Here is a 22,739-nt window from a genome sequence, read left to right as displayed (position 1 = left end):
GCCGGCGGTGTCCGGCGGCGATGTTGTCCACAGTTTCTCCGGTAGGCGGTCAGCGTTCCGTCGGCCCACTGCAGGTCGTCGAGGAGCAGCAGGCCGTCGCGCACCCGGGCGCGCACCGCCTCGGCGAGCAGCGCCGGATCCTCGGTGGGCAGACGGACGCGCAGCGCGGTGGTCAGCGCGAACGCGGGCATGCCGCGCAGCGTGGCCAACGCGCCACCGGTGAAGACCGGGCCGTGGAACGCCGCGCCGAGGCGACGCAGCAGCGTGCTGCGCCCGCAGCCCGGGCCGCCGGTGATGACCACCAGGCCGGGCGCGGACAGGCGCGCCGTCGCGTCGGTGACGACGGCGTGTGATGGATCGGGACCCGGCCCCCCAGCCCGGTCACGATCGGCGAGTGCGTGCCGCACTGATCCTCCCCGCCATGGCTCGCGGCCACCTCCAGCAGCGGCGGTGGCACGAACATGGGATCCTGCGCCGGCAGGATATTCGTACTGTGAGATCCGGCAGTGGCACGTCGTGCCGCCGGGACGTCGGGAGCGACGACCAGCAGATGGACGAGCATGACCGCTGGGTCCCCGTCATTGTCACCGACAGTAGGGCGGCTGACGAGTCATGGATTTCGGTCCGACCGGTGCCCACGTCGAGGCAGTGTGCGGCGAAATTTCCCCACAATTGACAGTCACGGCCCGTGAGCAGGCAATCAACGTAGGGCGACGGCTTGCCGGGCGGGTGCGAGTGGCGGTCACCGGGAGGCCAAATGCCGGAAAGTCGACACTTGTCAACACGTCGATCGCCCGCCGGGTCTCCCCCGCGCACGGCGCGGGAGGCGTGACCGACCGCGACCGAGGCGACCGGATCCGGGTTGGTCAGAGCAGCAACGTACGGGGGTCCGCGGCCATCGTGCGCAGCCAGGCGACCGCCTCCGCCGCCGCGGGGCACCGCGCCACCGCCAGGGCGTCGGCGAGCACCAGCATCTGCGCGGGCGGCAGCAGCGTCCCGTCGCGGCTGCGCAGTCGCAGCCGCACCGTCGTGCCGCCGGCGACCACCGTGAGCAGAGGCGTACGCACGGCGACGCCGGTCAGCACGACCCCGCCGTCGCTCGGCACCGCGGCCTGCGTGTCACTGATCGCGCGCAGCGTGACCGAGCGGGCCAGCGCGAGGTTGACGGTGCGGGTGGTCAGGTTCCGCACGGTCAGGAACGTCCCCTCCAGCCACGCCCCGGCCCGGCTGACGAACGCGATCGCGAGCCCGGCGCCGACCGCGGCGACGAGGGCCAGCATCGCAGCCAGCACGAAGGAGACCGACAGGGCCGACGGATCGGCGTCGCGGCCCGCGGTCGCCCACATCGCGAAGAGCCCGACGATGTATCCGAAACAGCCGGCGGCGCCTGTCGCCAATACTCCGAGGATTGACAGGGTCACAATCCGTGAGGTGCGACTGCGCTCGAAGCCGACCGCTAGTGGAAAGCGCCACGTGGCCGTCTGCACACGGTGAGGATTGCATAACGAGTAGGCGGGGCGCGTGCGCACGCGCCGGCCCTCACCGGGAAACCCGCGTTCTCCCGGTCGGCAGCGCGGCCAGGCATACTGCGCTGCGTGCACCATGACGCCCCGTACCTGGACGCCCCGGCACCGCTGGCCTTCGCGCATCGCGGCGGCGCCGCGCTCGGCGACGAGAACACCGCCGAGGCGTTCGCGCGGGCGGTCTCGCTCGGCTACCGGTACGTGGAGACGGACGTGCACGGCACCGCCGACGGAGTCGCCGTCATCTTCCACGACCCGACGCTGGAGCGGGTGACCGGCGAGAAGGGACGAATCGCCGATCTGCGGTGGACGGACCTGGCGAGCGTGCGGGTCGGCGGGGCGGCGGCCGTCCCGCGCCTCGCCGACGTGCTCGACGCGTGGCCGCACGTGCGCTTCAACGTCGACGTCAAGGCCGACAACGGGGTGCACCCGACGGTGGAGACGATCCAGCGCACCGGGGCCGGTGACCGGGTGCTGCTGGCCTCGTTCAGTGACCGGCGGCTGCACCGGCTGCGGTCGCTGGCCGGACCGCAGGTGGCGAGTTCGCTGGGCATGCGCGGGGTGGCCCGGCTGCGGATCGCGTCGGTCACCGGTCGCCGCATGCGGTTGCCGACGTCGGTCGTGGCCGCGCAGGTGCCCGTCTGGTACGGACGGCTGCGCGTGGTCGACCAGCGGTTCGTCGACTACGCGCACCGGCTCGGGCTCCAGATACACGTGTGGACCATCGACGAACCCACCGAGATGCACGAGTTACTCGATCTTGGTGTGGATGGCATCATGACCGATCACGTCGACGTGCTGCGCAACGTCTACCTCAGCCGCGGCCTCTGGCCCTCCGACCACACCCCCTAGGTCGGTCGGGACCGAGCCCCTCACCTGGCAAAGGACCATAGATGGTCGGCACCGCCACCTCCCCCGTGGAGGTTCCCCCCACCAGCAGCCGCAGCGAGCGCGTCGGTTGGTACTTCTACGACTGGGCCAACTCGGCGTTCTCCACCACGGTGGTCACCGTCTTCCTCGGCCCCTACCTGACCGCGATCGCGAAGGCCGGCGCCGGCTGCGCCTCCGACGACCCGTGCAAGGACCAGACGATCAGTGTGCTCGGCTTCGGCATCTATCCGGGCTCGCTGTTCCCGTACACGGTGTCGCTGTCGGTTTTCCTCACCGTGTTCGTGCTGCCGGTGGTGGGCGCGATCGCCGACCGGTCGCCGCACAAGAAGCAACTGCTCGCGCTCTTCGCGTACGTCGGCGCCGCCGCCACCATCGGGATGCTCTTCCTCACCGGCGAGCGCTACCTGCTCGGCGCGGCGCTGTTCCTGGTGGCCAACATCGCCTTCGGGGCGAGCGTGGTGGTCTACAACTCGTTCCTGCCGCAGCTCGCCGGGCCCGAGGAGCGCGACGGCGTTTCCAGCCTGGGCTGGGCGATCGGCTACCTCGGCGGCGGAACCCTGCTGGCCCTCAACGTGGTCGCGGTGCTCTTCAAGGATTCCCTCGGGCTCAGCACGGGCGATGTCGCCCGCTACAGCATCGTCTCGGCGGGCGTGTGGTGGGCGGTGTTCACGACGCTGCCGCTGCGCCGCCTGCGCAACCGGCCGGCCGCCGCCGGCGAGGCCCGCGGCCCGGCGCTCATCGACGGCTTCCGACAACTGCGAGACACGCTGCGCAGCCTCAAGGCGTACCCGTTGACGTTGTTCTTCCTACTGGCCTACCTCGTCTACAACGACGGCATCCAGACCGTCATCGCGCTGGCCAGCGTCTACGGCACCGAGGAGCTCAAGCTCTCCGACGACGTCCTGGTGCCGACGATCCTGATGGTGCAGTTCCTGGCGTTCTTCGGGGCCACCGGGATGGGCGCCCTCGCCAAACGGATCGGCGCCTGGAAGACGGTGCTGCTCAGCCTGGTGCTCTGGACGGTCGTGCTCGGCGTCGCCTACGTGCTGCCGGCCGGTCGGGCGGTGCCGTTCATCCTGCTCGGCGGCGGGATCGGTCTCGTGCTCGGCGGCAGCCAGGCGCTGAGCCGGTCGCTGTTCAGCCAGCTGATCCCGAAGGGCAAGGAGGGCGAGTACTTCGGGCTCTACGAAATCTCCGACAAGGGGACGAGTTGGCTCGGGCCGCTGCTTTTCGGGCTGGCGTACGGGGCGACGCAGAGCTACCGCGTCGCGATCATCTCCCTGCTGGCGTTCTTCATCATCGGGTTCGTCGCGTTGCTCGCGGTGCCGATGCGCCGCGCCATCATGGCCGCCGGGAACACCCCGCCCCGCGTGCTGTGACGCAGGACAGTGACGGTTGCCTCGTCCGCGGCACACGCCGAGGAGGGGGTCCGTCGCTGACCGTGCGTTAGGCTGCCCGACCGTGACTGACGACTCCGCCCTGTCCCACGCCTGCCTGGCGGCCGGCGACGGCCGCCTGCGCCACGGCGCCGCCCTGAAGTTCTTCTGGGGCCCGATGGACTGCGGCAAGTCCACCCTCGCCCTGCAGATGGATCACAACCACGCCCGGCAGGGGCGGCGCGGCCTGGTGCTCACGCGCAACGACCGGTCGCTGGGGCCGCAGGTCACCACCCGTATCGGGCTCGCCCACTCGGCGATCGAGGTCACCGACGACCTGGACCTGCGGGCGCTGGTGCGCAGCCGGTGGGCCGACGGCTTCCGGGTCGACTACCTCATCTGTGACGAGGCCTGCTTCTACACCGTCGAGCAGGTCGAGCAGATGGCCGACCTGGTCGACGGGTACGACGTCGACGTCTTCGCCTTCGGCCTGGCCACCGACTTCCGTTCGGCGCTCTTCCCGGCCGCGCAGCGACTCTTCGAACTCGCCGACGAGGTGTCCCGGATCCAGGTCGAGGTGCTGTGCTGGTGCGGACGGCAGGGACACCTCAACGCGCGGGTCGTCGGCGGTGCGGTCGCCCGCGAGGGGGAACAGGTCGTCATCGGCGACACCGTGGATCACACGGAGGTCCGCTACCAGGTGCTGTGCCGGCGCCACCACCGCACCGGCGACCTGGGGCCGAAAGCCTGAGTTCTGCCGACCGCTACATTCAGCGCATGGCAGGGACCACGTTGCGCGTCGATCCGGAGTCTCCGGTCGCCCCCTATGAGCAGGTCCGCACGCAGATCGCCGCTCTCGCGGCGAGCGGCGGCCTTGCCGCCGGCGCCCGGCTGCCGACCGTGCGTCAGCTGTCCGAGGAGCTCGGATTGGCCGTGAACACGGTGGCGCGCGCCTACCGCGAGCTGGAGCAGGCGGGGCTGGTGCAGACGCGGGGCCGCCACGGCACCTTCATCACCCACCGCGCCGCGGGCGTGTCGGCGGAGGCGGAGGCGCTCGCCGCCAGCTATGCCGAGCGCAGCCGACAGTTGGGGCTCGCCCCGGCCCAGGCGTTGGCGTTGGCGGAGGCGGCACTGGGCCTGAGCCGATGATTCGGCAGCTCGGCCCCACCGGTCACGCCGCGGCGAAGGGACCTCTCGACGCGCCCGCCGCCGACCCGACCGACGTCGACGTGCTCGGCTAGCGGCTGCCATGGCGAACCGATTTCTCTACCTGGCCCGACACGGCGCCGCGGTCGATGACGGCGTGCTCAGTGAGGTGGGCCGGCAGCAGGCCACGCTTCTCGGCGAACGGCTGCGGGACGTTCCGCTCTCGGCCATCCACCACGGCCCGCTGCCCCGGGCGCGCGAGACCGCGGACCTGGTCGCGGCGTGCGCGCCGCATGTCCCGACCTACTCCTCGGACCTGCTCGGCGACTACCTCCCGGCGATACCGGACGGGAACGTCCTGCCGGCCGACCTGATCGCCAGTTACTCCGCGGCGGATCTCGCGGACGGGCCGTCGCGGGCGTCCGCCGCGATCGAACGGCACGCCGTGCCTGCCGAGCAGGACACGCACGAACTGATCGTGACGCACAACTTCCTGATCGCCTGGTTCGTCCGGCACGCCCTCGATGCGCCACCCGAGCGCTGGCCGGGGCTCAACCAGGGCAACTGCGCGCTCACGGTCATCCTCTACCGTCCGCGGCGACCGCCGTCGCTGCTGGTCTTCAACGACATGACCCATCTGCCCCCGCCGTTGCGGTGGACCGGGTTCCCGCAGGAGCTGCGCGTGTGACCGGTGCGGCCGGAAGCCGTATCGCCGCATGGCACTCACCCAGGTCTACGGCATTATCAACAGCATGAACGGAACAGGGCTGGAGATCAGCACAACCGGGTGGCTCGTCACGATCGGCCTGATCGTGGGGTTGCTCGCCCTTGACCTTGCGCTGGCCGCCGCACGGCCGCACGCCGTCGGCTTCAAGGAGGCGGTGGCCTGGTCGGTCTTCTACATCGCGGTGGCGATCGTCTTCGGCCTGGTCTTCGCCGCCCAGGCCGGCGGGGAGTTCGGGACGCAGTACTTCGCCGGCTACATCGTGGAGAAGAGCCTGTCGGTCGACAACCTGTTCGTCTTCGTCATCATCATGACCACGTTCGCGGTGCCCGAGGCGTACCAGCACAAGGCCCTCACCTTCGGCATCATCACCGCGCTCGTCATGCGGGCGATCTTCATCGCGGTCGGCGCGGCGCTGCTCAAGCTCTTCTCGTTCATGTTCCTGATCTTCGGACTGCTGCTGATCTTCACCGCGATCCAGCTCTTCCGGCACCGCAACGAGGATCCCAGCGTCGAGGACAACGCGCTGGTCAAGCTCACCCGCCGCGTCATCCCCGTCACCACGGAGTACGTCGGCGGCAAGCTGTTCACCCGTGCGAACGGCCGTCGGTTGGCCACGCCGCTGTTCATCGTGCTGGTGGCGATCGGCAGCAGCGACCTGCTCTTCGCGCTCGACTCGATCCCCGCGGTGTTCGGCGTGACCGAGGAGGCGTACATCGTCTTCGTCGCCAACGCCTTCGCGCTGCTCGGCCTCCGCGCGCTCTACTTCCTCGTCAAGGGGCTGCTCGACCGGCTCGTCTACCTTTCCGCCGGCCTGGCGCTGATCCTGGCCTTCATCGGCGCCAAACTGGTGTTGCACTACGGTCATACCCTCAATGACCGGGTCCCGGAGATCCACACGAACGTGTCACTGGTGGTGATCCTCGTGGTCCTGGTGGTCACCACCGTCGCCAGCCTGATCAAGGTCCGTCGGGACCCGTCCCTGCGGGCGCACCCCGGATCGCTGCGCGGCCACGACAACGACCCACCGCGCGCGTAGCCCGGGCGGTCGAGCGGTACGCCCGCGTGGACCGAGCCGAATTCACCGATCCGCCGCTGAATGGGCGCGTGGGCTATCGGCGTCCGTCCCGGTCGCCGAGGGCACCGTGCAGAAAGAGATCGACCAGATCGGCAATCGTCAGTGGGGAGGCGCCCGGCATGCGCCCCCGCACGAAGAGAAATCCGAGAAAGAGTTCGGCAAGACGCTCGGCCGGTTGGCGCAACCGGTCGTGTTCGGGCGTGAAGAGTTCGGCGATCGCGGCCCGGGTCGACGCCATCGACTCTTCCCGGCCGCCGCTCGGTGGCCGCTGCTCGACCGGTCGGTCGGCGCGTCCGGCGCGTCCGGAGGCGTGCAGCGCCGCCACGACCGCGCCCAGGCGGTGCAGATGGGCCTGGAGCGCCTCGACGGCCTCGACGAGGCGGGCGGCGAGCGGCTGTTCGAGCGGGATGGACGCGAGTTCGGCCAGCACGTGGTCGGGGCGCATCGCCTCGACGAGACAGGCGTCGAGCAGTGCGTCCTTGTCGGCGAATGCCCGGAAGATCGTGGCCTCGCCGATGCCGGCGGCCCGCGCGACCTGCAGCGTGGTCACCGCCGCGCCGTGTTCGGCGACGAGCGGCAACGCCGCTTGCACGATCATCGCCCGTCGTTGGTCGGCGCTCATCGCCGGCGCCCGGCGTCGGCCCGCGGTGGTCTCCATGCCCGGCATCCTCCGGAGTGAGTCCTCACTCCGTCAAGGCGCCGCGCCGATGACAGCGGCGGCTATCCCCGGCGGCGGGCCCGGGCGGCCCAGATCGCGTACGCCGGATCGCGGTCGAGGTTGTGCCGGTCACGGTCGTAGCGGCGGGTGGTACGCGGATCGGCGTGCCCCATCGCGTCCTGGACGTCCTCCAACGGCACGCCCTCGGCGCGGGCGGTCGTGGCGAACGCGTGCCGCAGCGAGTGCGGCGAGAGCTTCGCCCAGGCCGGAATGCCGGCGGCCTGGGCGAGCCGCCGCACCATCCGGAAGACGGCGTGCCGGTCCAGCCTCCCGCCGGAGGCCGTCACCAGCAGCGGACCGCTGAGTTGACCGACCGGCACGCCGTCGGCGACCGCACGTTCGGCGAGGTAGGCGTCGACGGCGTACGCGGTGCCGGGGGTCAGCGCGCGCCGGCGGGGACGACCGCCCTTGCCGATGAAGCGCACGCTGCGGTGACCTCGTTCGTGTCCCAGATCGGCGATGTCGAGCGAGACCAGTTCCCCCACCCGCAGCCCCAGATCGGCGAGCAGGGCCAGCGCCGCGCGGTTGCGGGCCGCGGTCGGGCCGGTGTCGGCCTCGGCGGCGGCGAGCAGCGCGTCGACCTCCTCCGGCGTCAGGCCGACCGTGGCGGAGTGGTCGCGGTCGACGTGCGGGCGGTCGGCGCCGGAGACGGGGTTGGCGTCCACGGCGCGGAGTTTGACCAGAAAGCCGTACCAACTCGACAACGCGGACAGCTTGCGGGCGACGGTGGCCGGGGTGAGCGGCCGTCCGCTGCGCGGGTCCAGGGTTGACTCCAACGCCCGCGCGTACTCGTTGACGTCGAGGAAATTCACCCCGAGCGGGTCGAGTTTGCGGTGGGCGCACCAGGCGAGCCAGCCGGCGATGTCGCGCCGGTAGGCCACCCGGGTGTGCTCGGAGAGCCGGCGGTTGCGCAGCCACGCCTCCGTGAAGTCGTGCGGCTCCCCTCCGGGGTACGCCAGCGCCGCCCTGCGGGTCCGCACGAGATCCATGCGCCCATTTTCGCAATGTTGATCATGAGATTGACAGTGGACACGCCGGCACTCAGAAGCCCACTGCAGGGACACGGCGAGCCCACCGCCGCGTACGCGGTCGGCCGGGGGCACGGGCGTCGGGCGGCGTGGCCCGACGCGTTCTGTGGATCACATGAGGAAGACGACTCCGTGGGTCGGTGGCAACTGCCGCCCAGCATGCCCGCGACCGGCCGCGTCGCGCGACGGGTTTGCCGTCGTAGCTGACAGTTTCTGTCAGCCGCAGCGGCTAGGTTCGGGAACGTGCGTGCCAGTCGTCTGCTATCCCTGCTGCTGCTGTTGCAGGCCCGTGGCCGGATGACCGCCCGGGAGCTCTCCGACGAGCTGGAGGTCTCGCTGCGCACCATCTACCGCGACGTCGAGTCGCTGAGCGCCGCCGGCGTCCCCGTCTACGCCGACCGGGGGCCCACCGGCGGCTACCAGCTCCTCGACGGTTACCGCACCCGGCTCACGGGGATGACCGGCGACGAGGCCGACACGTTGTTCCTCGCCGGGATGCCCGGCCCCGCCGCCGAACTGGGGCTCGGCGCGATGCTCGCGGCCGCCGAGCTGAAGCTGCTGGCCGCGCTTCCGCCCGAGCTCGGGGGCAGGGCGGCGCGGGTCCGCCAGCGCTTCCACCTCGACGCGCCGGGCTGGTTCCGGCAGGACGAGCCGACCCCGCACCTCGCGGCCCTCGCCGACGCGGTCTGGAACGACCGTCTGGTCGAGGTGCGCTACCGGCGCTGGAAGCAGCCACGGGAGGTGACCCGCACCCTCGCCCCGCTCGGCGTGGTGCTCAAGGCCGGCCGCTGGTACCTGGTGGCACGGGCCGGCGAGGAGACCCGCACGTACCGTGTCGGTGAGGTTCTGGAGGTGACCACGCTGGACGGACGCTTCGCGCGCCCCGACGACTTCGACCTGGCCGGGTTCTGGCAGGTGTGGACGCGGCGTTACGAGGAGAGCGTCTACGGGACGAGGCCACGGTGCGGATCACCGCCGACGCCCTCGTCCGGATGTCGTTCATCTTTCCGCCCGCGATGGCCCGGGCCGCCCGGGCCGCCGCGGGGGCACCGGACGAGACCGGATGGCTGCACACCGTCGTACCGATCGAATCCATCAAGCACGGCCACACCGAGCTGCTCAAGCTCGGCGCCGACGTCGAGGTGCTCGCTCCGCCCGCGCTGCGGGAGTGCTTCACCGCGACGACGCGCGCCCTGTCGTTGATCTACCCAGCCACCGTCGAGGAGCCGCCATGACCCAGCTGCCCAGCGATGTCCAGGCCTACAACCGCAAGCTCATCGAGGAGTTCAGGGCGGCCGGCGAAGCCCCGGACGGACGCCCGCTGTTGCTGCTCACGACCGTGGGCGCCCGCACCGGCCAGCAGCGCACCACGCCGTTGATGTACGTGCCGGACGGCGACCGGCTGCTCGTCTTCGCCTCGGCCGCCGGCGCCGTGCGCCACCCCGACTGGTACTACAACCTGGTCGCCGATCCGCGGGTGACCGTCGAGGTGGGCGGCGAGAGCTACCAGGGACGTGCCGTGGTGCTCGCCGGCGAGGAGCGCGACCGGCTCTTCGCGCGTACCGTGCAGCAGTTTCCGTTCTTCGCCGACCACCAGGCCGGGGTCACCCGGCAGATCCCGGTGGTGGCGCTGGTGCGGGCCTGACCCGCGCTCGATGCGCTCCCCGCGCCGCGACCGCGATCGCCGCAGCGCGGCGCGGGGAGCACGCACCGTGTCAGGCGTTGATCTGCTTACGGCCGTTGTTGCCGACCGAGATGCTCACCCGCCGCGGCTTCGCCCGCTCGGCCACCGGGATGCGCAGCGTCAGCACCCCGTCCTCGTAGCCGGCTTCGAGCTTGTCGGTGTCCAGCGTGTCGCCGAGGAAGAGCTGTCGGGTGAAGCTCCCCATCGGCCGCTCGGCCGCGACCAGCTCGACGCCGTCGCCGGCCGGCCGGCGACGCTCGGCGCGTACGGTCAGCACGTTGCGCTCCACGGTGCAGTCGATGCTCTCCGGATCGACTCCGGGCAGATCGAAGACGGCGTAGAAGTAGTCGCCGTCGCGGTAGGCGTCCAGGTGCATGACCGCCGGACGGGCGGTGGTGCCGAAAAATTGTTCCGCGATCCGGTCGATCTCGCGGAACGGGTCAGTGCGCATCAACATCGTCCAACCTCCTCGGTGCTCCTACGCCGAAGACCTCACGTTGAGTCGGGGTGACTCAACTATTTCCTAGATTTAGCGCGTGCCACGACGCCCGTCAAGTCCTTTCGGCGCGCCGCTACACCCGATCGACCGTCCGCATATCGAAAAACGTTCCGGCCTAGGCACCGCGGCGGGGCAGGATGGACAACTGTGCCCACTCTTGCTGACGCTCCCATCCGGACCCTTGACCCCGGAGACCTCCCGCCCTGCCTGAGCCTGGCGGCGGATCGGGACTGGCCGCGCGAGGAGCACAAGTGGCGGCTGCTGCTCGACATCGGCACCGGGTACGGCATCGAGGACGACGCGGGAGACCTGGTGGGCAGCGCGATCGTGACCCGGTACGGCCACGACGTCGCGGTGATCAGCATGGTGCTGGTCGCCTCCCGCTGTGCCCGTCAGGGCATCGGCCGCCGGCTGATGACCCACGCGCTGCGCCACGCCGGGACGGCGAGTGTGCAGCTGCACGCCACCACCTACGGCCGGCCGCTCTACGAGAAGCTCGGTTTCCGCGCGGTCGGCGCCACCGTCACCCACCTGGGCGTGTTCCGGCCCGCCGCCGGCGACCCGACCGTCGACGTCTCGCGGCCGGCGCTCGACACCGACCTCCCGGCGATCCTCGCCACCGACGCCGCCGCGTTCGGCGCCGACCGGACGCAGCTGATCACCCGGCTGCCGGCGATCGCGCGGCAACTCCGTGTCATCGAGCGCGACGGCCGGATCACCGGGTACGCGGGTGCGTGGCCGAGTGTCGACAACGTCGTGATCGGACCGGTGATCGCCGCGGACATGGGCGACGCGCAGGCGCTCATCGCGGAGCTGGCCACCGGGGTCGACGGGCCGGTCCGGCTCGACCTCGACGCCCGGCACGAGGCGCTGTCGAGCTGGGCGGCGCTTCGTGGCGTCGCCCCGGCCACCCGCGTCTCCGCGATGGCGTACGGGGCGCCGCTGCGCGGCCAGCGCGAACGGCTGTACATCCCCGTCATGCAGGCGCTCGGCTGACGAGCGCCGCAGTCACGCCGACCACACCTCGCGCGTCTCGTCCGCGACCGTCGCCGCCTGGGCCCGCCCGGCACGGGCCGCACCCGCCTTGCGGGCCGGGTCGAGCACGTTGCGACCGATCGCGACCATGGCGGCCGCGTCCGGGCTGATCACCGCCACCCGCGCGCCGGAGCGCCGCAACTCGGCAACCTGCGCCGCCACCGGCGTCAACTGACCCCCGCCGCGGACCAGCGGCGCGATCACCACGACACGGCTGTAACCGGCCGCCAGGTCCACGTTGGCCGGCGAGCGCAGCCCACCGTCCATGAAGCGGCGGCCGTCGATCGTGACCGGTGGCCAGACCAGCGGTACGGCGCAGCTCGCGGCGACCGCGTCCACCAGGGCCACCCCGCTGTCCCGGTGGAACGTCACGAACTCGCCGCTGCCGGTGTCGATCGCCGCGACGCGCAGATTCCCGCCCGGCCAGGTCTGCTGCGGCAGCCGCGACGCGATCACCGCTTTGCGCGCGGACTCCGGGACGGTGCGTCGGCGCAGCGCCATCGCACCCAGCCGACGGCGGAACTGCTGCGGGCTGCGCTCGCGCAGCATCGCCCACGCGTAACCACCCATCACCCGGACGCCCAGCTTGGCCGCCACCTCGTTGCCCGATTCGACGAGCTGCGCCTCGTACAGCTCGTCGAGGTCGGCGCCGCTGGTGATCTGCGCCCCGACGACCGACCCGGCGGACGTGCCGATAACCGCGTCGGCCACCCGGAGGTCGATGCCCGCCGCGGCGAGGCCGCTCAGAATCCCCAGCTCCCACGCGATGCCGGTCACGCCGCCACCGCCGAGCACGAGTGCACGCTCTGACATGACTGCGAGGCTAACGGGCGGCGCGATCAAACTCCATCCACAAGAGACCGGGTGGAGGGGACACTCCGTCAGCCGATGGCGCCCGTTTCGCCGTCGGTCAACTCGCGCAGGATGTCGGCGTGTCCGGCGTGCCGGGCCACCTCGTCGATCAGGTGCACATAGATCCAGCGCAGCGACACCTCGCCCAGCCACTCGTGCGGCACCACGTGGTCGAGGCTGAAGCCGGCAGCGAGTTCACGGGAGAGTGCGCACGCCTGCTCGTACTCCATGATCAGCGAGTCGACCGTGTCCCTGTCGGCCAACTGCCAACTCCAGTCGGGCTCGCCGGGCCCCGGCACCTTCACCTGCCGCTGCGCGAGAATCCGCTGGAACCAGTTGCCCTCCACGACGATGAGATGTTTCAGCACGCCGGCCAAGGTGGTCTGCGACGGCAGCCGCTGGCGACGGGCGTCCTCGTCGGACACCCCGCGCACCTTGCGGACGATCACGCCCCGGTAGAAATCGAGGAACGCCTCCAGCGTCTCGCGCTCACCGCCGACCCGCGCCGCGACCACGCCGACAGTCGGATCGACAGGCGTAACACTCATGTCGCGACCATAGCGCTCCGGCAGCGTCCCCGTCCCCGCACACGGCGACATCGTGCTGACCTGCGCGATGCGCACGCGCGACGTCGGGCTGGCAGACGTGCCGTCACCGACGTACGGGCGTGGTTCAGCCGGCTGTGAGGGACGCCGGGCGAAGCCGTCGCGTGCTCGGCGTGCCAGGCTTCACATCATGACCTCAGAGACGATCACCGCGGCATCGGCGGGCACCTGGCAGCTCGGCGACCTGACCGTCAACCGGATCGGCTTCGGCGCGATGCGCCTGACGGCGAACGGCGATGGCACCCCGAGCGACCGGGACCGGGCGATCAGTGTGCTCCGCCGCGCGGTGGAGCTCGGCGTGAACCACATCGACACCGCGGCGTTCTACTTCTCGCCGCTGCGCTCCGCGAACGAGCTGATCAACCGCGCCCTGGCCCCGTACCCGGATGACCTGGTCATCACCACGAAGGTCGGACCCGGGCGGGATCCCTCGGGTGCGTGGCTGCCGCTGGCCGCCCCGGAGCAGCTGCGCGGCCAGGTCGAGGAGAACCTGCGCCAGCTGGGGCGTGACCACCTCGATGTGGTGAACCTGCGCGTCCACGGCACAGACTCGATCGCTGAGCGTTTCGGCGCGCTGGCCGACCTGCGCGACGCCGGGCTGATCCGCCACCTGGGCATCTCCAACGTCAGACCTCACCACCTCGCGGAGGCGCAGGCCATCGCGCCGGTGGTCTGCGTGCAGAACCAGTTCGGCATCGGCGATCGGCTGCAGGCCGGCCGCGACCGCGATGAGTTCCTGCGCACCTGCGGTGAGCAGGGCATCGCGTTCGTGCCGTTCTTCGCGATCGCCGGCGCCGGCCGGGAAGCGGGCACGAGCGGCACCGAGAACGACGAGCTCCTCTCCGTCGCCCGCGCGCACGGCGCGTCGGCCGCCCAGGTCCGGGTGGCGTGGACGCTGCACCGCGGGCCGCATGTGCTGGCCATCCCGGGCACCGGCAATCCCGATCACCTGGCCGCCAACGTGGCCGCCGGCGCGCTGCGGTTCTCGGAGGATGAGCTGGCCCGCCTGGAGTCCGTCCACCAGCGTGGAGGGTGAGCGAACGGGCGGTAATGCATCTGGCTGGTGTAATTTCAGCGCGTGCTCGCCGACATCAAGGGCCTCTCGAAGAACTTCACGGCAGAGACTCTCCGCATGCATCTTCTGGAGCGCTCCGAACGGAGGCCGGACGGATGCCTCCTCGTGCGGGGGTACGGGTCGCAGCGGGGCGTGTACCAGAAGGTGGGCGGTCGCGCGTGGGCGCACATCGCGGCGTTCGTGGTGTTCGTCGGCGGGTATGACCCTGACCTCGAAGTGGACCATACGTGCCAGGCGAAGGACTGCATCGAGCCCACACATCTCCGGCAGCTGACGCACGCGGAGAACTGCCGGTCCCGGGTACAACGACCACAGTGCGGCAACGGCCATGACCGAGAAGTCGATGAGTCCACCGGCCGCTACCGTCGCGGCTGCCGTGCCTGCAACCGCGACGCGCAACGACGGTGGCGGGAACGGCGGGCCGCGGAGGTCGCACAGGCGCGAGGAGCCGCCGGCTGGTTCACCGCGTGAATGACCGGCATGAGCGGGACCGCGGCGCGCGGTTCCGCTCTTTTTGATCCCCCGGACACCACCCTGATGCGTTACGCACAATAACTGTCATTATGGTGTACGCGCATTTCGCAGCCATCCGGCTACAGACTGTCACTTTTTGGATTATCGGATTACCGGTAATAGCAATCCGGTAATGAGTGGCGAGTGCGACTGCGGGCGACGCGCAGCCGGGGAGACGAAACGCCCTCGGCCGCTGCCCGACACGGGCAGCGGCCGAGGGTCGGTCACGTGACGGTGCCAGCCGGGATCACCACTGAGTCGTTGACGCGTGGTGGTCCTTGATGCGGTCAGTCGCGCGGAACGACCGCTGCGGGTAGCCGGTGGCGCGATAGGTGCCCTGCGGTCACTCGCCCCCGGCGTGCAGCCGCGCGGCGAGGCGTTCGATGTGGGTCCGCCACGCGGCGAGCACGGGCGACTGCGCGTCGGCGCCGTCTCCCGGTCCCGTCTGGATCAGCACGAGGCGCGCGCCGCCGTTGCCGTCGCGCAACTCCCAGCGGACCCGGCCCTCCGCACGGTCATCAGTGCGCGATTCGTACTCCAGCAGGGTCGGCGCGGTCACGGCCGTCACCATCCCCGCGGCGATGGGGTCGATGGTCGCAGAGGTCGGGGGTTCCGCACCGACAACGGGGGTGGTCCCGCCGGTCAGCGCGGTCCACGCCTCGGCGACCGGACGGGTCAGCTGGCGTTCGAACCGCACGCGCCAGCCCTCCGCGGTCGCCTCCGCCGTGCCTTCCGCGAGCCCGAATTCCGCGACGAACGCTTCGTGCCGTTCGGCCCAGTCCTCCCCCGGCTCGGCGGGGCGCCCGTCCAACGCCGTCTCCATCGCGTCGAGGCAGGCGTGCCAGCCGGCGCCGTAGCTCGCCGCGGCGGGGCGGTCGGCGAAGGTGTGGGTCAGGATCAGCAGGGTGCCCTGCCCCTCGGGGCGCAGTTCCCAGTGCAGCAGGTCGCCATTCCAGGTGAAGGCGAAGACGCGGGGCGGGTCGAGTTCGGAGATCACCCCGTCGGAGGGGGGCGCCTCACCGCCGGCGAAGACGAATTTGACCGTGCCGCCGACCCGGAGGTCGAGCTCGACCTGGCTCGGAAACCACTGGGCGAGATGAGCGGGCTCGGTGAGCGCGCGCCAGATCTTCTCGGGCCGGTGGGCGAAGCGCCGCTCCATCCGCAGGACGGAACTACCGTCGACCGTACGTAGGGTTTCGTTCACGACTCATCCTTCGGTGCATCGGAAATGTCCGGCATGGTGTCGAGGTGCCGTTCGAGAGCGTCGAGGTGCCCGGCCCACAGCCGCCGGTACGGCTCCAACCAGGCGTCGAGCTCGGCCAGCGGCTCGGGGCACAGCTCGTACCACCGCCGTTGGGCGTCGGGGCGTACCCGCACCAACCCCGCCTCGCGCAGCACCCGCAGATGCTTGGAGGTGCCGGGTTGGGTCAGTCCGAGCTGGTCGGTGAGCTCACCGACCAGTCGGGGCCGCTCCAGGAGGAGATCAAGGATCCGCCGGCGGGCCGGCTCGGCGAGGACGTCGAAAGGCACTGACACTCCTCGAATATGTCATCTCCGTTATATACCTGCAACGGCATCATCGGCGGTGGCGTCGTGCCGACGGCGCAGCGCTGCCGTGGTGTGCGCATCGGCCGGGAAGAACGCCTCGATGACCAGCTCGGCGACGGTGACGTCGAGCGGGGTACCGAAGGTGGCGACCGTGCTGAAGAAAGGAGAGTTCGCCCCCGTCGTAGCGCACGCGCAACGGCACGACGACAGGGCTGCACGGCCGGTGCGACGGTTTGCCCCGTCGGCCGGGGCGGGCTCGAACGGTCCGGTCGGCCCAGCCCTCAGGAAGGGAGAGATGTGATGAGTGACGTCCAGCAGCTGGCCGAGCGCTGCCTGGCGGTGTGGAACGAGGCGGACGGGCAGCGGTGCCGACCGGCGGTCGCGGAGCTGTGGACCGAGGACGGCAGCTACAGCGACCCGATGTCCGACGTACGGGGACACGACGGCATCGCGGCGGTGATCGACGGAGCGCGGGAGATGTTCCCGGGGTACGTGTTCCGGCTCCTGGGCACGGTGGACGGCCACCACGACGTGCTGCGGTTCGGCTGGGAGCTGGTGCCGGCCGATGACGGCGAGTCGGTGGTCGTGGGCTTCGACGTCGCGGTGCGCGCCGGCGACGGTCGGCTCACCGTGGTGCACGGCTTCCTCGACAAGGGTGCCCGCTGCCGCCTGACCCCATGGTCCGCGTGATCAGGGAGCACCTCGCGACACGCCTCCCTGATCGCGCGGATCTCGCGGCGATGACCTCCCGAATGGCGGCGGTGCCGCGCACTAGAATTCGCCAGCGTATGGACACGCAGCCCGAAACCACCGAAACCCGTCCCTGCGCGCACTGCGGGCGACCGGTCGCCCAGCGGGCCGCCGCCGGGCGCCCGTTCCGCTACTGCCGCGACAACGACGGCGCCTGCCAGCGCGCGTCACGCAACGTGCGGATGCGCCACCGCAGCGCGCCCGGGCTCGCCGGTCAGGTCGCGCGGACCTGGGAGGCGGTGGACCGCCTCGACCAGGTGATCGAGACGCTCACCGAGGCATTGCACGCGGAGCTGTCCCCGGTCGGCGTGGAGCGGCAGATCGCGGAGGTCCGCGCCGAAGCGGCCGCGCAGATGGCCGGCGCGCACGCCGAACGCGACGAGGCCCGCCGGGAGTCCGAGGCGGCCGCGGCGGCGTTGACCGTGGCGCAGCAGGCCACGGCGGTGGCGGTGGCCGAGCGCGCGACCGCGCGGGACGAGGCGGTCGCCGCCGCGGCGCAGGCGACGGCGGCGGCACACCGTGCCGAGGAGGCTGAGCAGGCACGGAACACGGCGCACCGGGCGGCCAGCGCGGCGGATGCGCTCCGCGCGCAAGCCGAGTCCGACCGGGACGCGGCGCGCGGCGAGCTGCAGACCCTGCGCGCCGAGCACGAGGCCGCGCGGCGCGAGCGCGACGAGCTGGTCCGCCAGCGCGATGGCGCGCGCGCCGAGGCCGAGCGGGCCACCCGCTCCGCCGGTGAGGCGCTCGCCCGGGCCGACCGGTACCGGACGGAGGCGACACAGGCACGGGACGCGGCGTCGACGGCGGCCGCCGAGGCGGCGCGGGCCCGAGCGGACGCCGAACGCTCCCGGGCGGACACCGCCGCGGCGCTGGGGCAGGCTGGCGCGGCGACCGCGGAGCTGGAACGCATCCGTCCGGAGCTGCAGGCCGCGCGGGACGCGGCGACGTCCGCCGAAGCGCAGCTGGCGCAGGTCACCGTACGGTTGGCCGCCGCCGAGGCCGACCGGGACGGCGCGCAGGCGCGGGTCGCGCAGCTCTCCGCGCAGGTCAGCGATCTGGCGGCGGCGCTGGCGAGCCTCGGCGCGGCGAGCCGGCAGCCGGCGCCGTCGGCGACGGTGGCAGATCCGGCGCCGTCGAACTGAGCGCTGTCGAGCGTTTCAGTGGATGCCGGCCATCAGCGTGCGGATGTGCCGGGTGAACATCAGCGCCCCCAGGCCGAGCGCGACCGACGCCAGCCCGAAGGTCAGGAAGTAGGTCGGCTGCGGCCAGGTGTCGGCCAGCCGGGCGACCTGCCCACCGATGGCGTCGCCGACCGCGACGGCCAGGAACCACAGCCCCATCATCTGGCTGGCGTAGCGGGCGGGGGCCAGCTTGGTGGTCACCGAGAGCCCCACCGGGCTGAGGGCGAGTTCGCCGCAGACCTGCACGGCGTAGACCGCGACGAGCCACAGCGGCGAGACCAGGTCTCCGCCGACGGCGGCCCGTGCGGCGGCGGCCATCAGCACGAAGGACAACCCGTTGAGCACCAGGCCGAAGGCGAACTTCACCGGGGTGGAGAGCCGGTGACCGACCTTGACCCACAGCGCGGCGAAGAGCGGCGCCGCGATGATGATCAGAATCGGGTTGGCGGACTGCAGCCAGGAGGCCGGGAAGGTGAAGCCGAACAAGTCGCGGTCGGTGCTGGTCTCGGCGAAGACGTTGAGCACCGAGCCGGCCTGGTCGTAGATGAGCCAGAACGCGGCGGCGAAGACGAACAGCCATAGGTACGCCTTCATCCGGCTCCGCTCGACATCGCTGAGCCGCCGGTCGACCATGATCCGGCCGAAGTAGACCACGGTGACCAGCACGGTGATCGCGGTGAGCAGGTTGACCACGGTGTTGACGGTGAACAGGCCGGCGATGGCGAGCAGGACGGCGAGCAGCACCGCCCCGCCGACCCCGACGGCGATGCGGGTCAGCGCACGCCGCCGCTCGGGACCGCGCAGCGGGTCGGTCGGCGCGAGGCTGGCGGTGCCGAGATGCCGTCCGCCCGAGACGTACTGGATGACGGCGAGGGTCATGCCCACGGCGGCGGCGGCGAACCCGAGATGCCAGTTGATCCTCTCGCCGAGGTAGCCGGTGATCAGGGGCGCGATGAACCCCCCGATGTTGATCCCCATGTAGAACAGGGAGAAGCCGGCGTCGCGGCGTGGGGAGTCGCGGTCGTAGAGGTCGCCGACCATGGTCGAGATGTTCGGTTTGAGCAGCCCGGTACCGAGCACGATGAACGCCATGCCGGCGAAGACGCTCCACCGGGTCGGGATCGCCATCACATAGTGGCCGGCCGCGATGATCACTCCGCCCCAGAGCACCGAGCGGCGGGCGCCGATCAGCCGGTCGGCGATCCAGCCGCCGGGCAGGGCCATCAGGTAGACCATCGCGTTATACGTGCCGTACACGGCGTTGGCGCTGGAGGCGGGCATGTCCAGGCCGCCGCTGCTGACCGCCGCGGTCAGGTAGAGGACGAGGATCGCCCGCATCCCGTAGAAACTGAAACGCTCCCACATCTCCGTGAGGAACAGGGTGGCGAGCCCTCGTGGGTGGCCGAAGAAACCGCGGTCCCCGCCCGGTTGCCCGGGGGCCGGTGAATCGGTGACGGACATCGCAGCTCCAGCGGAATACGCGGGGTGCAAAAATCGCTTACCGGACGTATTACACTCTAATTGATCACGTCAGCTGGATGAGGTCGTTCACTGATCCCGAGTTCCGGCTACGCTCGGAGCGTTTAACCAGATCGCCGTCTGAGATTCGGCCGGGAATCCTCCGGCCGTCGCACGTCGTTACACCTGAAGACCAGCACCACGACCGAGGGGAAAGCCGATCATGGGCGAGCGCATGCTTCGCGGGAGCCGTCTGGGAGCAGTCAGCTACGAGTCCGACCGCAACACCGAGCTTGCCCCGCGCCAGACCCGCGAGTACCTCTGCGCCAAGGGACACCAGTTCGAGGTGCCCTTTGCCGTGGACGCCGAAGTTCCGATGACCTGGGAATGCAAGTTCGACGGCAGCGTCGCGCGGCTGATCGACGGCACCGAGCCGGAGCAGAAGAAGGCCAAGCCGCCGCGTACCCACTGGGACATGCTGCTGGAACGGCGTTCCATCGCCGAACTCGAAGACATCCTGGCGGAGCGGCTCCAAGAGGTCCGCACCCGCCGCGGTCGGGGCTGACCCGACGCGTTCCGATCCGCCCTCGCAGCCTTGTGCTGCGGGGGCGGTTCTGCGTGTGCGAGCCGGCGGAACAACCGCTAGCGGGGGTCGACGATCTCGCCCTCGATCGCCCGGCCGCCCGATGCGGCACCGCCCTGCGCCGGGGTGCTCACCGGCGGCTCGTCCGACGACCGCGGGGCACCGCGGCGCACCCGTACCCGTCGGGGTCCGAACAGATCCCCCGCCACCGCGGAGGAGATCCGCCGCTCGGCGGCCCGCTGCACGCGGTGCCGCGCCAGCCGCCGCACCGGAGGCAGGATCAACAGCGCGCCCACCGCGGCGGTGATCAGCCCCGGCACCGCCAGCAACAGCCCGGCGACGAGACCGACCAGGCCGTCGGTGACCTGCGCCCCCGGCGGCAGCCCCGCCTGGGCCGCGTCACGGAATCCGCGCCACGCGCGGACCCCTTCGCGGCGCAGCAGCACGGCGCCCAGCAGCGAGGTCGCGAACACGAGCAGGAGCGCCGCGCCGAAGCCGATCCGATGACCGACCAGCACGAATACCGCGATCTCGACGACCACGGTGACCGCCAGTGCCACCGGCACCAGCATCAATCCTCGGCGCATGTCACCTCATCCGGATGCGACGCTGCGGAAATCCCCGCCCATCCAGCATGACACGTCCGGGGGTCACGGCCAGCGCGCCGCTTGGGCCTCCGTGCGGCCGCCCAGCATGCGCAGCACCGCGTCGCGGCGGGTCCTGGCCCCCCACACAGTGACCCGCCACAGCGCTTCCCGCACGATCGACGAGCTCATCTTGCTCGCCCCGTGCTCGCGCTCGGCGAAGGTGATCGGGACCTCGGTGATGCGGAACCCTTCGCGATGCGCCCGCCAGGAGAGTTCGACCTGGAACGAGTAGCCCTGGGAGGAGACGCTCGCGTAGTCGATCTTCTCCAGGACCGGCATGCGGTAGACGCGGTAACCGCCGGTGGCGTCCGAGACCGGCATGCCCAGCGCGATGCGGGTGTAGAGGTTGCCGCCACGGGAGAGCAGCAGACGGTGGGCGGGCCAGTTGACCACCTTGCCGCCGGGCACGTACCGCGACCCGACCACCACGTCGGCGTTGCGCGCCGCGTCGAGCAGCCGCGGCAGTTCCTCCGGGGCGTGCGAGCCGTCGGCGTCCATCTCGACCACGGCGTCGTAGCCGCGCTCGCGCGCCCAGCCGAAACCGGCCACGTACGCGGCGCCGAGCCCCTGCTTGCCGGGACGGTGCAGCACGTGGATGTGGCCGTCGGTGGCGGCGAGACGGTCGGCGAGCTCACCCGTGCCGTCGGGGCTGTTGTCGTCGGCGATCAGGATGTCCACGGCGGGAACGGCGCCGCGCAGCCGTGCCGTGATGCGGCAGACGTTGTCGGCCTCGTTGTAGGTCGGGATCACCACCAGCACGCGTCCGACCCCCGGGTAGCCCTCCGGCGTCGAACCAGCCGCAGCGTTGGCCTCGCTCACCGCGCCTCCGAATCTGCCGCGCCACTTTCAGAACCCCGTCGCGAGCGGCGCACCAGCGCCGACAGGACGACGATGGTGCCGGCGAGTGCCACCAGGACGAACTCAGGCCAATGGCCCCACCGGGTGGCCAGCGTACGCGTTCCGCCCAGTCGCATGTCGCGGACCACGACCGCCGCGGTGTTGAACTCCGTGGCGTCCGCTACCCGGCCGTCGGCGCCCACGAACCCGGACACCCCGACCGTCGAGGCCATCAGGGCGTCGCGGCCGTGCTCCACCGCCCGCAGCCGCACCATCTGCAGCTGCTGCCGCGCCTCGGCCACGTCGAAGGTGGCGTTGTTGGTCTGCACCACCAGCAGTTGCGCGCCGCCGGTGACGGTGTCGCGGACCACCTCGTCGTACGCCACTTCGAAGCAGATCACGTCACCAATGGTCACCGGGCCGATTCGCAGCACACCGGGTCGGTCGCCGGGCACGAAGTCGGCGCGGACCCGGTCGACCTGAGCGCTGACCCGGCGCGCGATGTCGCGCATCGGCACATACTCGGCGAACGGGACGGGATGGCGTTTCACGTACAGCTGGTCCAGATCCGGACCGTCGCGCGGTCGCCAGATCAACCCGACGTTGCGGACCTGGCCGGGGCCGGGGCCCTGCAGGACCGAACCGACCAGGATCGGCACGCCGATTGCGTCGGCGGCCTCGCTGATCCGGTCGGCGGCGTCGGGGTTGCGCAGCGGGTCGATGTCGCTGGAATTCTCCGGCCAGACCACGAGTTGCGGACGGGAGGCCGGGTCGGCGGCGACCCGCTTCGCCAGCGCGATGGTGGCCTCGACGTGATTGTCGAGCACCGCCCGGCGCTGGGCGTTGAAGTCCAGTCCCATGCGCGGGACGTTGCCCTGCACGATGGCCACCCTCGCCACGTCGCGGGCTCCGCCGCCCCCGATCGGCACCACCAGTGCGCCCAGCACGAGCGCAGCCGCGCCGGCGGCCGGGAGGGCGGCACGCGGCC

Annotated in this window: 26 protein-coding genes and 4 pseudogenes; 16 read left to right on the top strand and 14 right to left on the bottom strand. The window is 71.3% G+C overall.

Annotated elements, in window-relative coordinates:
• A pseudogene (locus AB0J06_RS24655) lies at positions 1-407 on the bottom strand (hypothetical protein); the annotation flags it as partial.
• 205 nt (positions 408-612) lie between these two features.
• Here AB0J06_RS24655 and AB0J06_RS24650 point away from each other — a divergent pair.
• Positions 613-825: pseudogene (locus AB0J06_RS24650) on the top strand (GTPase); the annotation flags it as partial.
• 41 nt (positions 826-866) lie between these two features.
• Here the strand turns inward: AB0J06_RS24650 and AB0J06_RS24645 are convergent.
• Positions 867-1,397 (bottom strand): hypothetical protein, encoded by a 531-nt coding sequence (locus tag AB0J06_RS24645; protein WP_357431764.1) that lies wholly within the window; start codon positions 1,395-1,397, stop codon positions 867-869.
• A 198-nt stretch (positions 1,398-1,595) separates the two neighbouring features.
• On the opposite strand from AB0J06_RS24645, the gene AB0J06_RS24640 reads away from it, so the two are divergent.
• The 6 genes from AB0J06_RS24640 (at position 1,596) to AB0J06_RS24615 (ending at position 6,699) form a co-directional block, all read left to right on the top strand.
• The gene (locus AB0J06_RS24640) at positions 1,596-2,375 is read left to right on the top strand and encodes a glycerophosphodiester phosphodiesterase (RefSeq protein WP_357431760.1); all 780 of its coding nucleotides are present in this window, start codon (positions 1,596-1,598) and stop codon (positions 2,373-2,375) included.
• A 41-nt stretch (positions 2,376-2,416) separates the two neighbouring features.
• Entirely contained in the window at positions 2,417-3,793 is a 1,377-nt protein-coding gene (locus AB0J06_RS24635) for an MFS transporter (protein ID WP_357431758.1), read from the top strand.
• 100 nt (positions 3,794-3,893) lie between these two features.
• The gene (locus AB0J06_RS24630; protein WP_357431762.1) at positions 3,894-4,541 is read left to right on the top strand and encodes a thymidine kinase; all 648 of its coding nucleotides are present in this window, start codon (positions 3,894-3,896) and stop codon (positions 4,539-4,541) included.
• Positions 4,542-4,567: 26 nt separating this feature from the next.
• Positions 4,568-4,939 (top strand): GntR family transcriptional regulator, encoded by a 372-nt coding sequence (locus tag AB0J06_RS24625; RefSeq protein WP_357431756.1) that lies wholly within the window; start codon positions 4,568-4,570, stop codon positions 4,937-4,939.
• Positions 4,940-5,039: 100 nt separating this feature from the next.
• Positions 5,040-5,624 (top strand): histidine phosphatase family protein, encoded by a 585-nt coding sequence (locus AB0J06_RS24620; RefSeq protein WP_357431754.1) that lies wholly within the window; start codon positions 5,040-5,042, stop codon positions 5,622-5,624.
• Between the two features lie 28 nt (positions 5,625-5,652).
• Positions 5,653-6,699, top strand: coding sequence for a TerC/Alx family metal homeostasis membrane protein (locus tag AB0J06_RS24615; protein ID WP_357431752.1), 1,047 nt, complete (start codon positions 5,653-5,655; stop codon positions 6,697-6,699).
• 73 nt (positions 6,700-6,772) lie between these two features.
• Here AB0J06_RS24615 and AB0J06_RS24610 read toward each other — a convergent pair whose 3' ends face one another.
• Entirely contained in the window at positions 6,773-7,396 is a 624-nt protein-coding gene (locus AB0J06_RS24610; RefSeq protein ID WP_357431750.1) for a TetR/AcrR family transcriptional regulator, read from the bottom strand.
• Between the two features lie 62 nt (positions 7,397-7,458).
• Positions 7,459-8,445 (bottom strand): tyrosine-type recombinase/integrase, encoded by a 987-nt coding sequence (locus AB0J06_RS24605; RefSeq protein ID WP_357431748.1) that lies wholly within the window; start codon positions 8,443-8,445, stop codon positions 7,459-7,461.
• Positions 8,446-8,781: 336 nt separating this feature from the next.
• Here AB0J06_RS24605 and AB0J06_RS24600 point away from each other — a divergent pair.
• The 3 genes and pseudogenes from AB0J06_RS24600 to AB0J06_RS24590 all read left to right on the top strand — a co-directional run.
• Positions 8,782-9,360, top strand: a pseudogene (locus AB0J06_RS24600) (WYL domain-containing protein); the annotation flags it as partial.
• A gap of 116 nt (positions 9,361-9,476) precedes the next feature.
• Positions 9,477-9,719, top strand: a complete 243-nt coding sequence (locus AB0J06_RS24595; RefSeq protein ID WP_357431746.1) for a WYL domain-containing protein — start codon at positions 9,477-9,479, stop codon at positions 9,717-9,719.
• Positions 9,716-10,129 carry a nitroreductase family deazaflavin-dependent oxidoreductase gene (locus AB0J06_RS24590; RefSeq protein ID WP_357431744.1) on the top strand — a complete coding sequence of 138 codons (414 nt, stop codon included), beginning with the start codon at positions 9,716-9,718 and terminating at the stop codon, positions 10,127-10,129. Before AB0J06_RS24595 ends, AB0J06_RS24590 begins: the two co-directional genes overlap by 4 nt.
• Before the next feature lie 70 nt (positions 10,130-10,199).
• On the opposite strand, the gene AB0J06_RS24585 is transcribed toward AB0J06_RS24590, so the two are convergent.
• On the bottom strand, positions 10,200-10,625 hold the full coding sequence (locus AB0J06_RS24585) for an Hsp20/alpha crystallin family protein (RefSeq protein ID WP_357431742.1): 426 nt from the start codon (positions 10,623-10,625) through the stop codon (positions 10,200-10,202).
• A gap of 189 nt (positions 10,626-10,814) precedes the next feature.
• Here AB0J06_RS24585 and AB0J06_RS24580 point away from each other — a divergent pair, with 189 nt between their 5' ends.
• Entirely contained in the window at positions 10,815-11,663 is an 849-nt protein-coding gene (locus tag AB0J06_RS24580; RefSeq protein WP_357431740.1) for a GNAT family N-acetyltransferase, read from the top strand.
• Positions 11,664-11,675: 12 nt separating this feature from the next.
• Here the strand turns inward: AB0J06_RS24580 and AB0J06_RS24575 are convergent, their stop codons facing one another.
• Both AB0J06_RS24575 and AB0J06_RS24570 read right to left on the bottom strand, forming a co-directional pair.
• On the bottom strand, positions 11,676-12,515 hold the full coding sequence (locus AB0J06_RS24575) for a patatin-like phospholipase family protein (protein ID WP_357431738.1): 840 nt from the start codon (positions 12,513-12,515) through the stop codon (positions 11,676-11,678).
• A gap of 68 nt (positions 12,516-12,583) precedes the next feature.
• Positions 12,584-13,102 carry a DinB family protein gene (locus AB0J06_RS24570; RefSeq protein WP_357431736.1) on the bottom strand — a complete coding sequence of 173 codons (519 nt, stop codon included), beginning with the start codon at positions 13,100-13,102 and terminating at the stop codon, positions 12,584-12,586.
• Positions 13,103-13,289: 187 nt separating this feature from the next.
• Here AB0J06_RS24570 and AB0J06_RS24565 point away from each other — a divergent pair, with 187 nt between their 5' ends.
• Positions 13,290-14,195 carry an oxidoreductase gene (locus AB0J06_RS24565; RefSeq protein WP_357431734.1) on the top strand — a complete coding sequence of 302 codons (906 nt, stop codon included), beginning with the start codon at positions 13,290-13,292 and terminating at the stop codon, positions 14,193-14,195.
• A 42-nt stretch (positions 14,196-14,237) separates the two neighbouring features.
• On the top strand, positions 14,238-14,705 hold the full coding sequence (locus AB0J06_RS24560) for an HNH endonuclease (protein ID WP_357431732.1): 468 nt from the start codon (positions 14,238-14,240) through the stop codon (positions 14,703-14,705).
• A gap of 385 nt (positions 14,706-15,090) precedes the next feature.
• On the opposite strand, the gene AB0J06_RS24555 is transcribed toward AB0J06_RS24560, so the two are convergent.
• The 3 genes and pseudogenes from AB0J06_RS24555 to AB0J06_RS24545 all read right to left on the bottom strand — a co-directional run.
• Entirely contained in the window at positions 15,091-15,951 is an 861-nt protein-coding gene (locus tag AB0J06_RS24555; RefSeq protein ID WP_357431730.1) for an SRPBCC family protein, read from the bottom strand.
• On the bottom strand, positions 15,948-16,277 hold the full coding sequence (locus AB0J06_RS24550) for a metalloregulator ArsR/SmtB family transcription factor (RefSeq protein ID WP_357431728.1): 330 nt from the start codon (positions 16,275-16,277) through the stop codon (positions 15,948-15,950). The genes AB0J06_RS24555 and AB0J06_RS24550 overlap by 4 nt, the downstream gene beginning before the upstream one ends.
• Positions 16,278-16,304: 27 nt before the next feature.
• Positions 16,305-16,509: pseudogene (locus AB0J06_RS24545) on the bottom strand (transcriptional regulator); the annotation flags it as partial.
• Between the two features lie 86 nt (positions 16,510-16,595).
• On the opposite strand from AB0J06_RS24545, the gene AB0J06_RS24540 reads away from it, so the two are divergent.
• Together AB0J06_RS24540 and AB0J06_RS24535 are read left to right on the top strand one after the other, a co-directional pair.
• Positions 16,596-16,985, top strand: a complete 390-nt coding sequence (locus tag AB0J06_RS24540) for a nuclear transport factor 2 family protein (protein WP_357431726.1) — start codon at positions 16,596-16,598, stop codon at positions 16,983-16,985.
• Positions 16,986-17,083: 98 nt separating this feature from the next.
• Positions 17,084-18,187 carry a hypothetical protein gene (locus AB0J06_RS24535; protein WP_357431724.1) on the top strand — a complete coding sequence of 368 codons (1,104 nt, stop codon included), beginning with the start codon at positions 17,084-17,086 and terminating at the stop codon, positions 18,185-18,187.
• 15 nt (positions 18,188-18,202) lie between these two features.
• Here the strand turns inward: AB0J06_RS24535 and AB0J06_RS24530 are convergent, their stop codons facing one another.
• On the bottom strand, positions 18,203-19,687 hold the full coding sequence (locus AB0J06_RS24530; protein ID WP_357431722.1) for a peptide MFS transporter: 1,485 nt from the start codon (positions 19,685-19,687) through the stop codon (positions 18,203-18,205).
• A 220-nt stretch (positions 19,688-19,907) separates the two neighbouring features.
• On the opposite strand from AB0J06_RS24530, the gene AB0J06_RS24525 reads away from it, so the two are divergent.
• Positions 19,908-20,249 (top strand): RNA polymerase-binding protein RbpA, encoded by a 342-nt coding sequence (locus AB0J06_RS24525; protein WP_357431720.1) that lies wholly within the window; start codon positions 19,908-19,910, stop codon positions 20,247-20,249.
• Between the two features lie 77 nt (positions 20,250-20,326).
• On the opposite strand, the gene AB0J06_RS24520 is transcribed toward AB0J06_RS24525, so the two are convergent.
• The 3 genes from AB0J06_RS24520 to lnt all read right to left on the bottom strand — a co-directional run.
• The gene (locus tag AB0J06_RS24520) at positions 20,327-20,854 is read right to left on the bottom strand and encodes an FxsA family protein (protein WP_357431718.1); all 528 of its coding nucleotides are present in this window, start codon (positions 20,852-20,854) and stop codon (positions 20,327-20,329) included.
• 63 nt (positions 20,855-20,917) lie between these two features.
• A complete protein-coding gene (locus tag AB0J06_RS24515; RefSeq protein WP_357431716.1) occupies positions 20,918-21,733 on the bottom strand; it encodes a polyprenol monophosphomannose synthase in 816 nt (271 codons plus the stop codon).
• A partial coding sequence (lnt, locus tag AB0J06_RS24510) for an apolipoprotein N-acyltransferase (protein ID WP_357431714.1) occupies positions 21,730-22,739 on the bottom strand: 1,010 nt, incomplete at its 5' end. The genes AB0J06_RS24515 and lnt, both read right to left, overlap by 4 nt.

Source organism: Micromonospora sp. NPDC049679 (assembly GCF_040659735.1).
Taxonomy (GTDB): domain Bacteria; phylum Actinomycetota; class Actinomycetes; order Mycobacteriales; family Micromonosporaceae; genus Micromonospora_I.
The sequence above is the reverse complement of the archived record's forward strand: the minus strand, read 5'-3'. Positions and strand labels throughout refer to the sequence as shown.

Coding starts and splice junctions, on each gene's coding strand:
- AB0J06_RS24575 (WP_357431738.1), bottom strand. CDS start 12,515: ATGTCAGAGCGTGCACTCGTGCTCGGCGGTGGCGGCGTGACCGGCATC.
- AB0J06_RS24605 (WP_357431748.1), bottom strand. CDS start 8,445: ATGGATCTCGTGCGGACCCGCAGGGCGGCGCTGGCGTACCCCGGAGGG.
- AB0J06_RS24570 (WP_357431736.1), bottom strand. CDS start 13,102: ATGAGTGTTACGCCTGTCGATCCGACTGTCGGCGTGGTCGCGGCGCGG.
- AB0J06_RS24535 (WP_357431724.1), top strand. CDS start 17,084: ATGGACACGCAGCCCGAAACCACCGAAACCCGTCCCTGCGCGCACTGC.
- AB0J06_RS24620 (WP_357431754.1), top strand. CDS start 5,040: ATGGCGAACCGATTTCTCTACCTGGCCCGACACGGCGCCGCGGTCGAT.
- AB0J06_RS24520 (WP_357431718.1), bottom strand. CDS start 20,854: ATGCGCCGAGGATTGATGCTGGTGCCGGTGGCACTGGCGGTCACCGTG.
- AB0J06_RS24635 (WP_357431758.1), top strand. CDS start 2,417: ATGGTCGGCACCGCCACCTCCCCCGTGGAGGTTCCCCCCACCAGCAGC.
- AB0J06_RS24565 (WP_357431734.1), top strand. CDS start 13,290: ATGACCTCAGAGACGATCACCGCGGCATCGGCGGGCACCTGGCAGCTC.
- AB0J06_RS24540 (WP_357431726.1), top strand. CDS start 16,596: ATGAGTGACGTCCAGCAGCTGGCCGAGCGCTGCCTGGCGGTGTGGAAC.
- AB0J06_RS24615 (WP_357431752.1), top strand. CDS start 5,653: ATGGCACTCACCCAGGTCTACGGCATTATCAACAGCATGAACGGAACA.
- AB0J06_RS24625 (WP_357431756.1), top strand. CDS start 4,568: ATGGCAGGGACCACGTTGCGCGTCGATCCGGAGTCTCCGGTCGCCCCC.
- AB0J06_RS24590 (WP_357431744.1), top strand. CDS start 9,716: ATGACCCAGCTGCCCAGCGATGTCCAGGCCTACAACCGCAAGCTCATC.
- AB0J06_RS24525 (WP_357431720.1), top strand. CDS start 19,908: ATGGGCGAGCGCATGCTTCGCGGGAGCCGTCTGGGAGCAGTCAGCTAC.
- AB0J06_RS24595 (WP_357431746.1), top strand. CDS start 9,477: ATGTCGTTCATCTTTCCGCCCGCGATGGCCCGGGCCGCCCGGGCCGCC.
- AB0J06_RS24585 (WP_357431742.1), bottom strand. CDS start 10,625: ATGTTGATGCGCACTGACCCGTTCCGCGAGATCGACCGGATCGCGGAA.
- AB0J06_RS24530 (WP_357431722.1), bottom strand. CDS start 19,687: ATGTCCGTCACCGATTCACCGGCCCCCGGGCAACCGGGCGGGGACCGC.
- AB0J06_RS24610 (WP_357431750.1), bottom strand. CDS start 7,396: ATGGAGACCACCGCGGGCCGACGCCGGGCGCCGGCGATGAGCGCCGAC.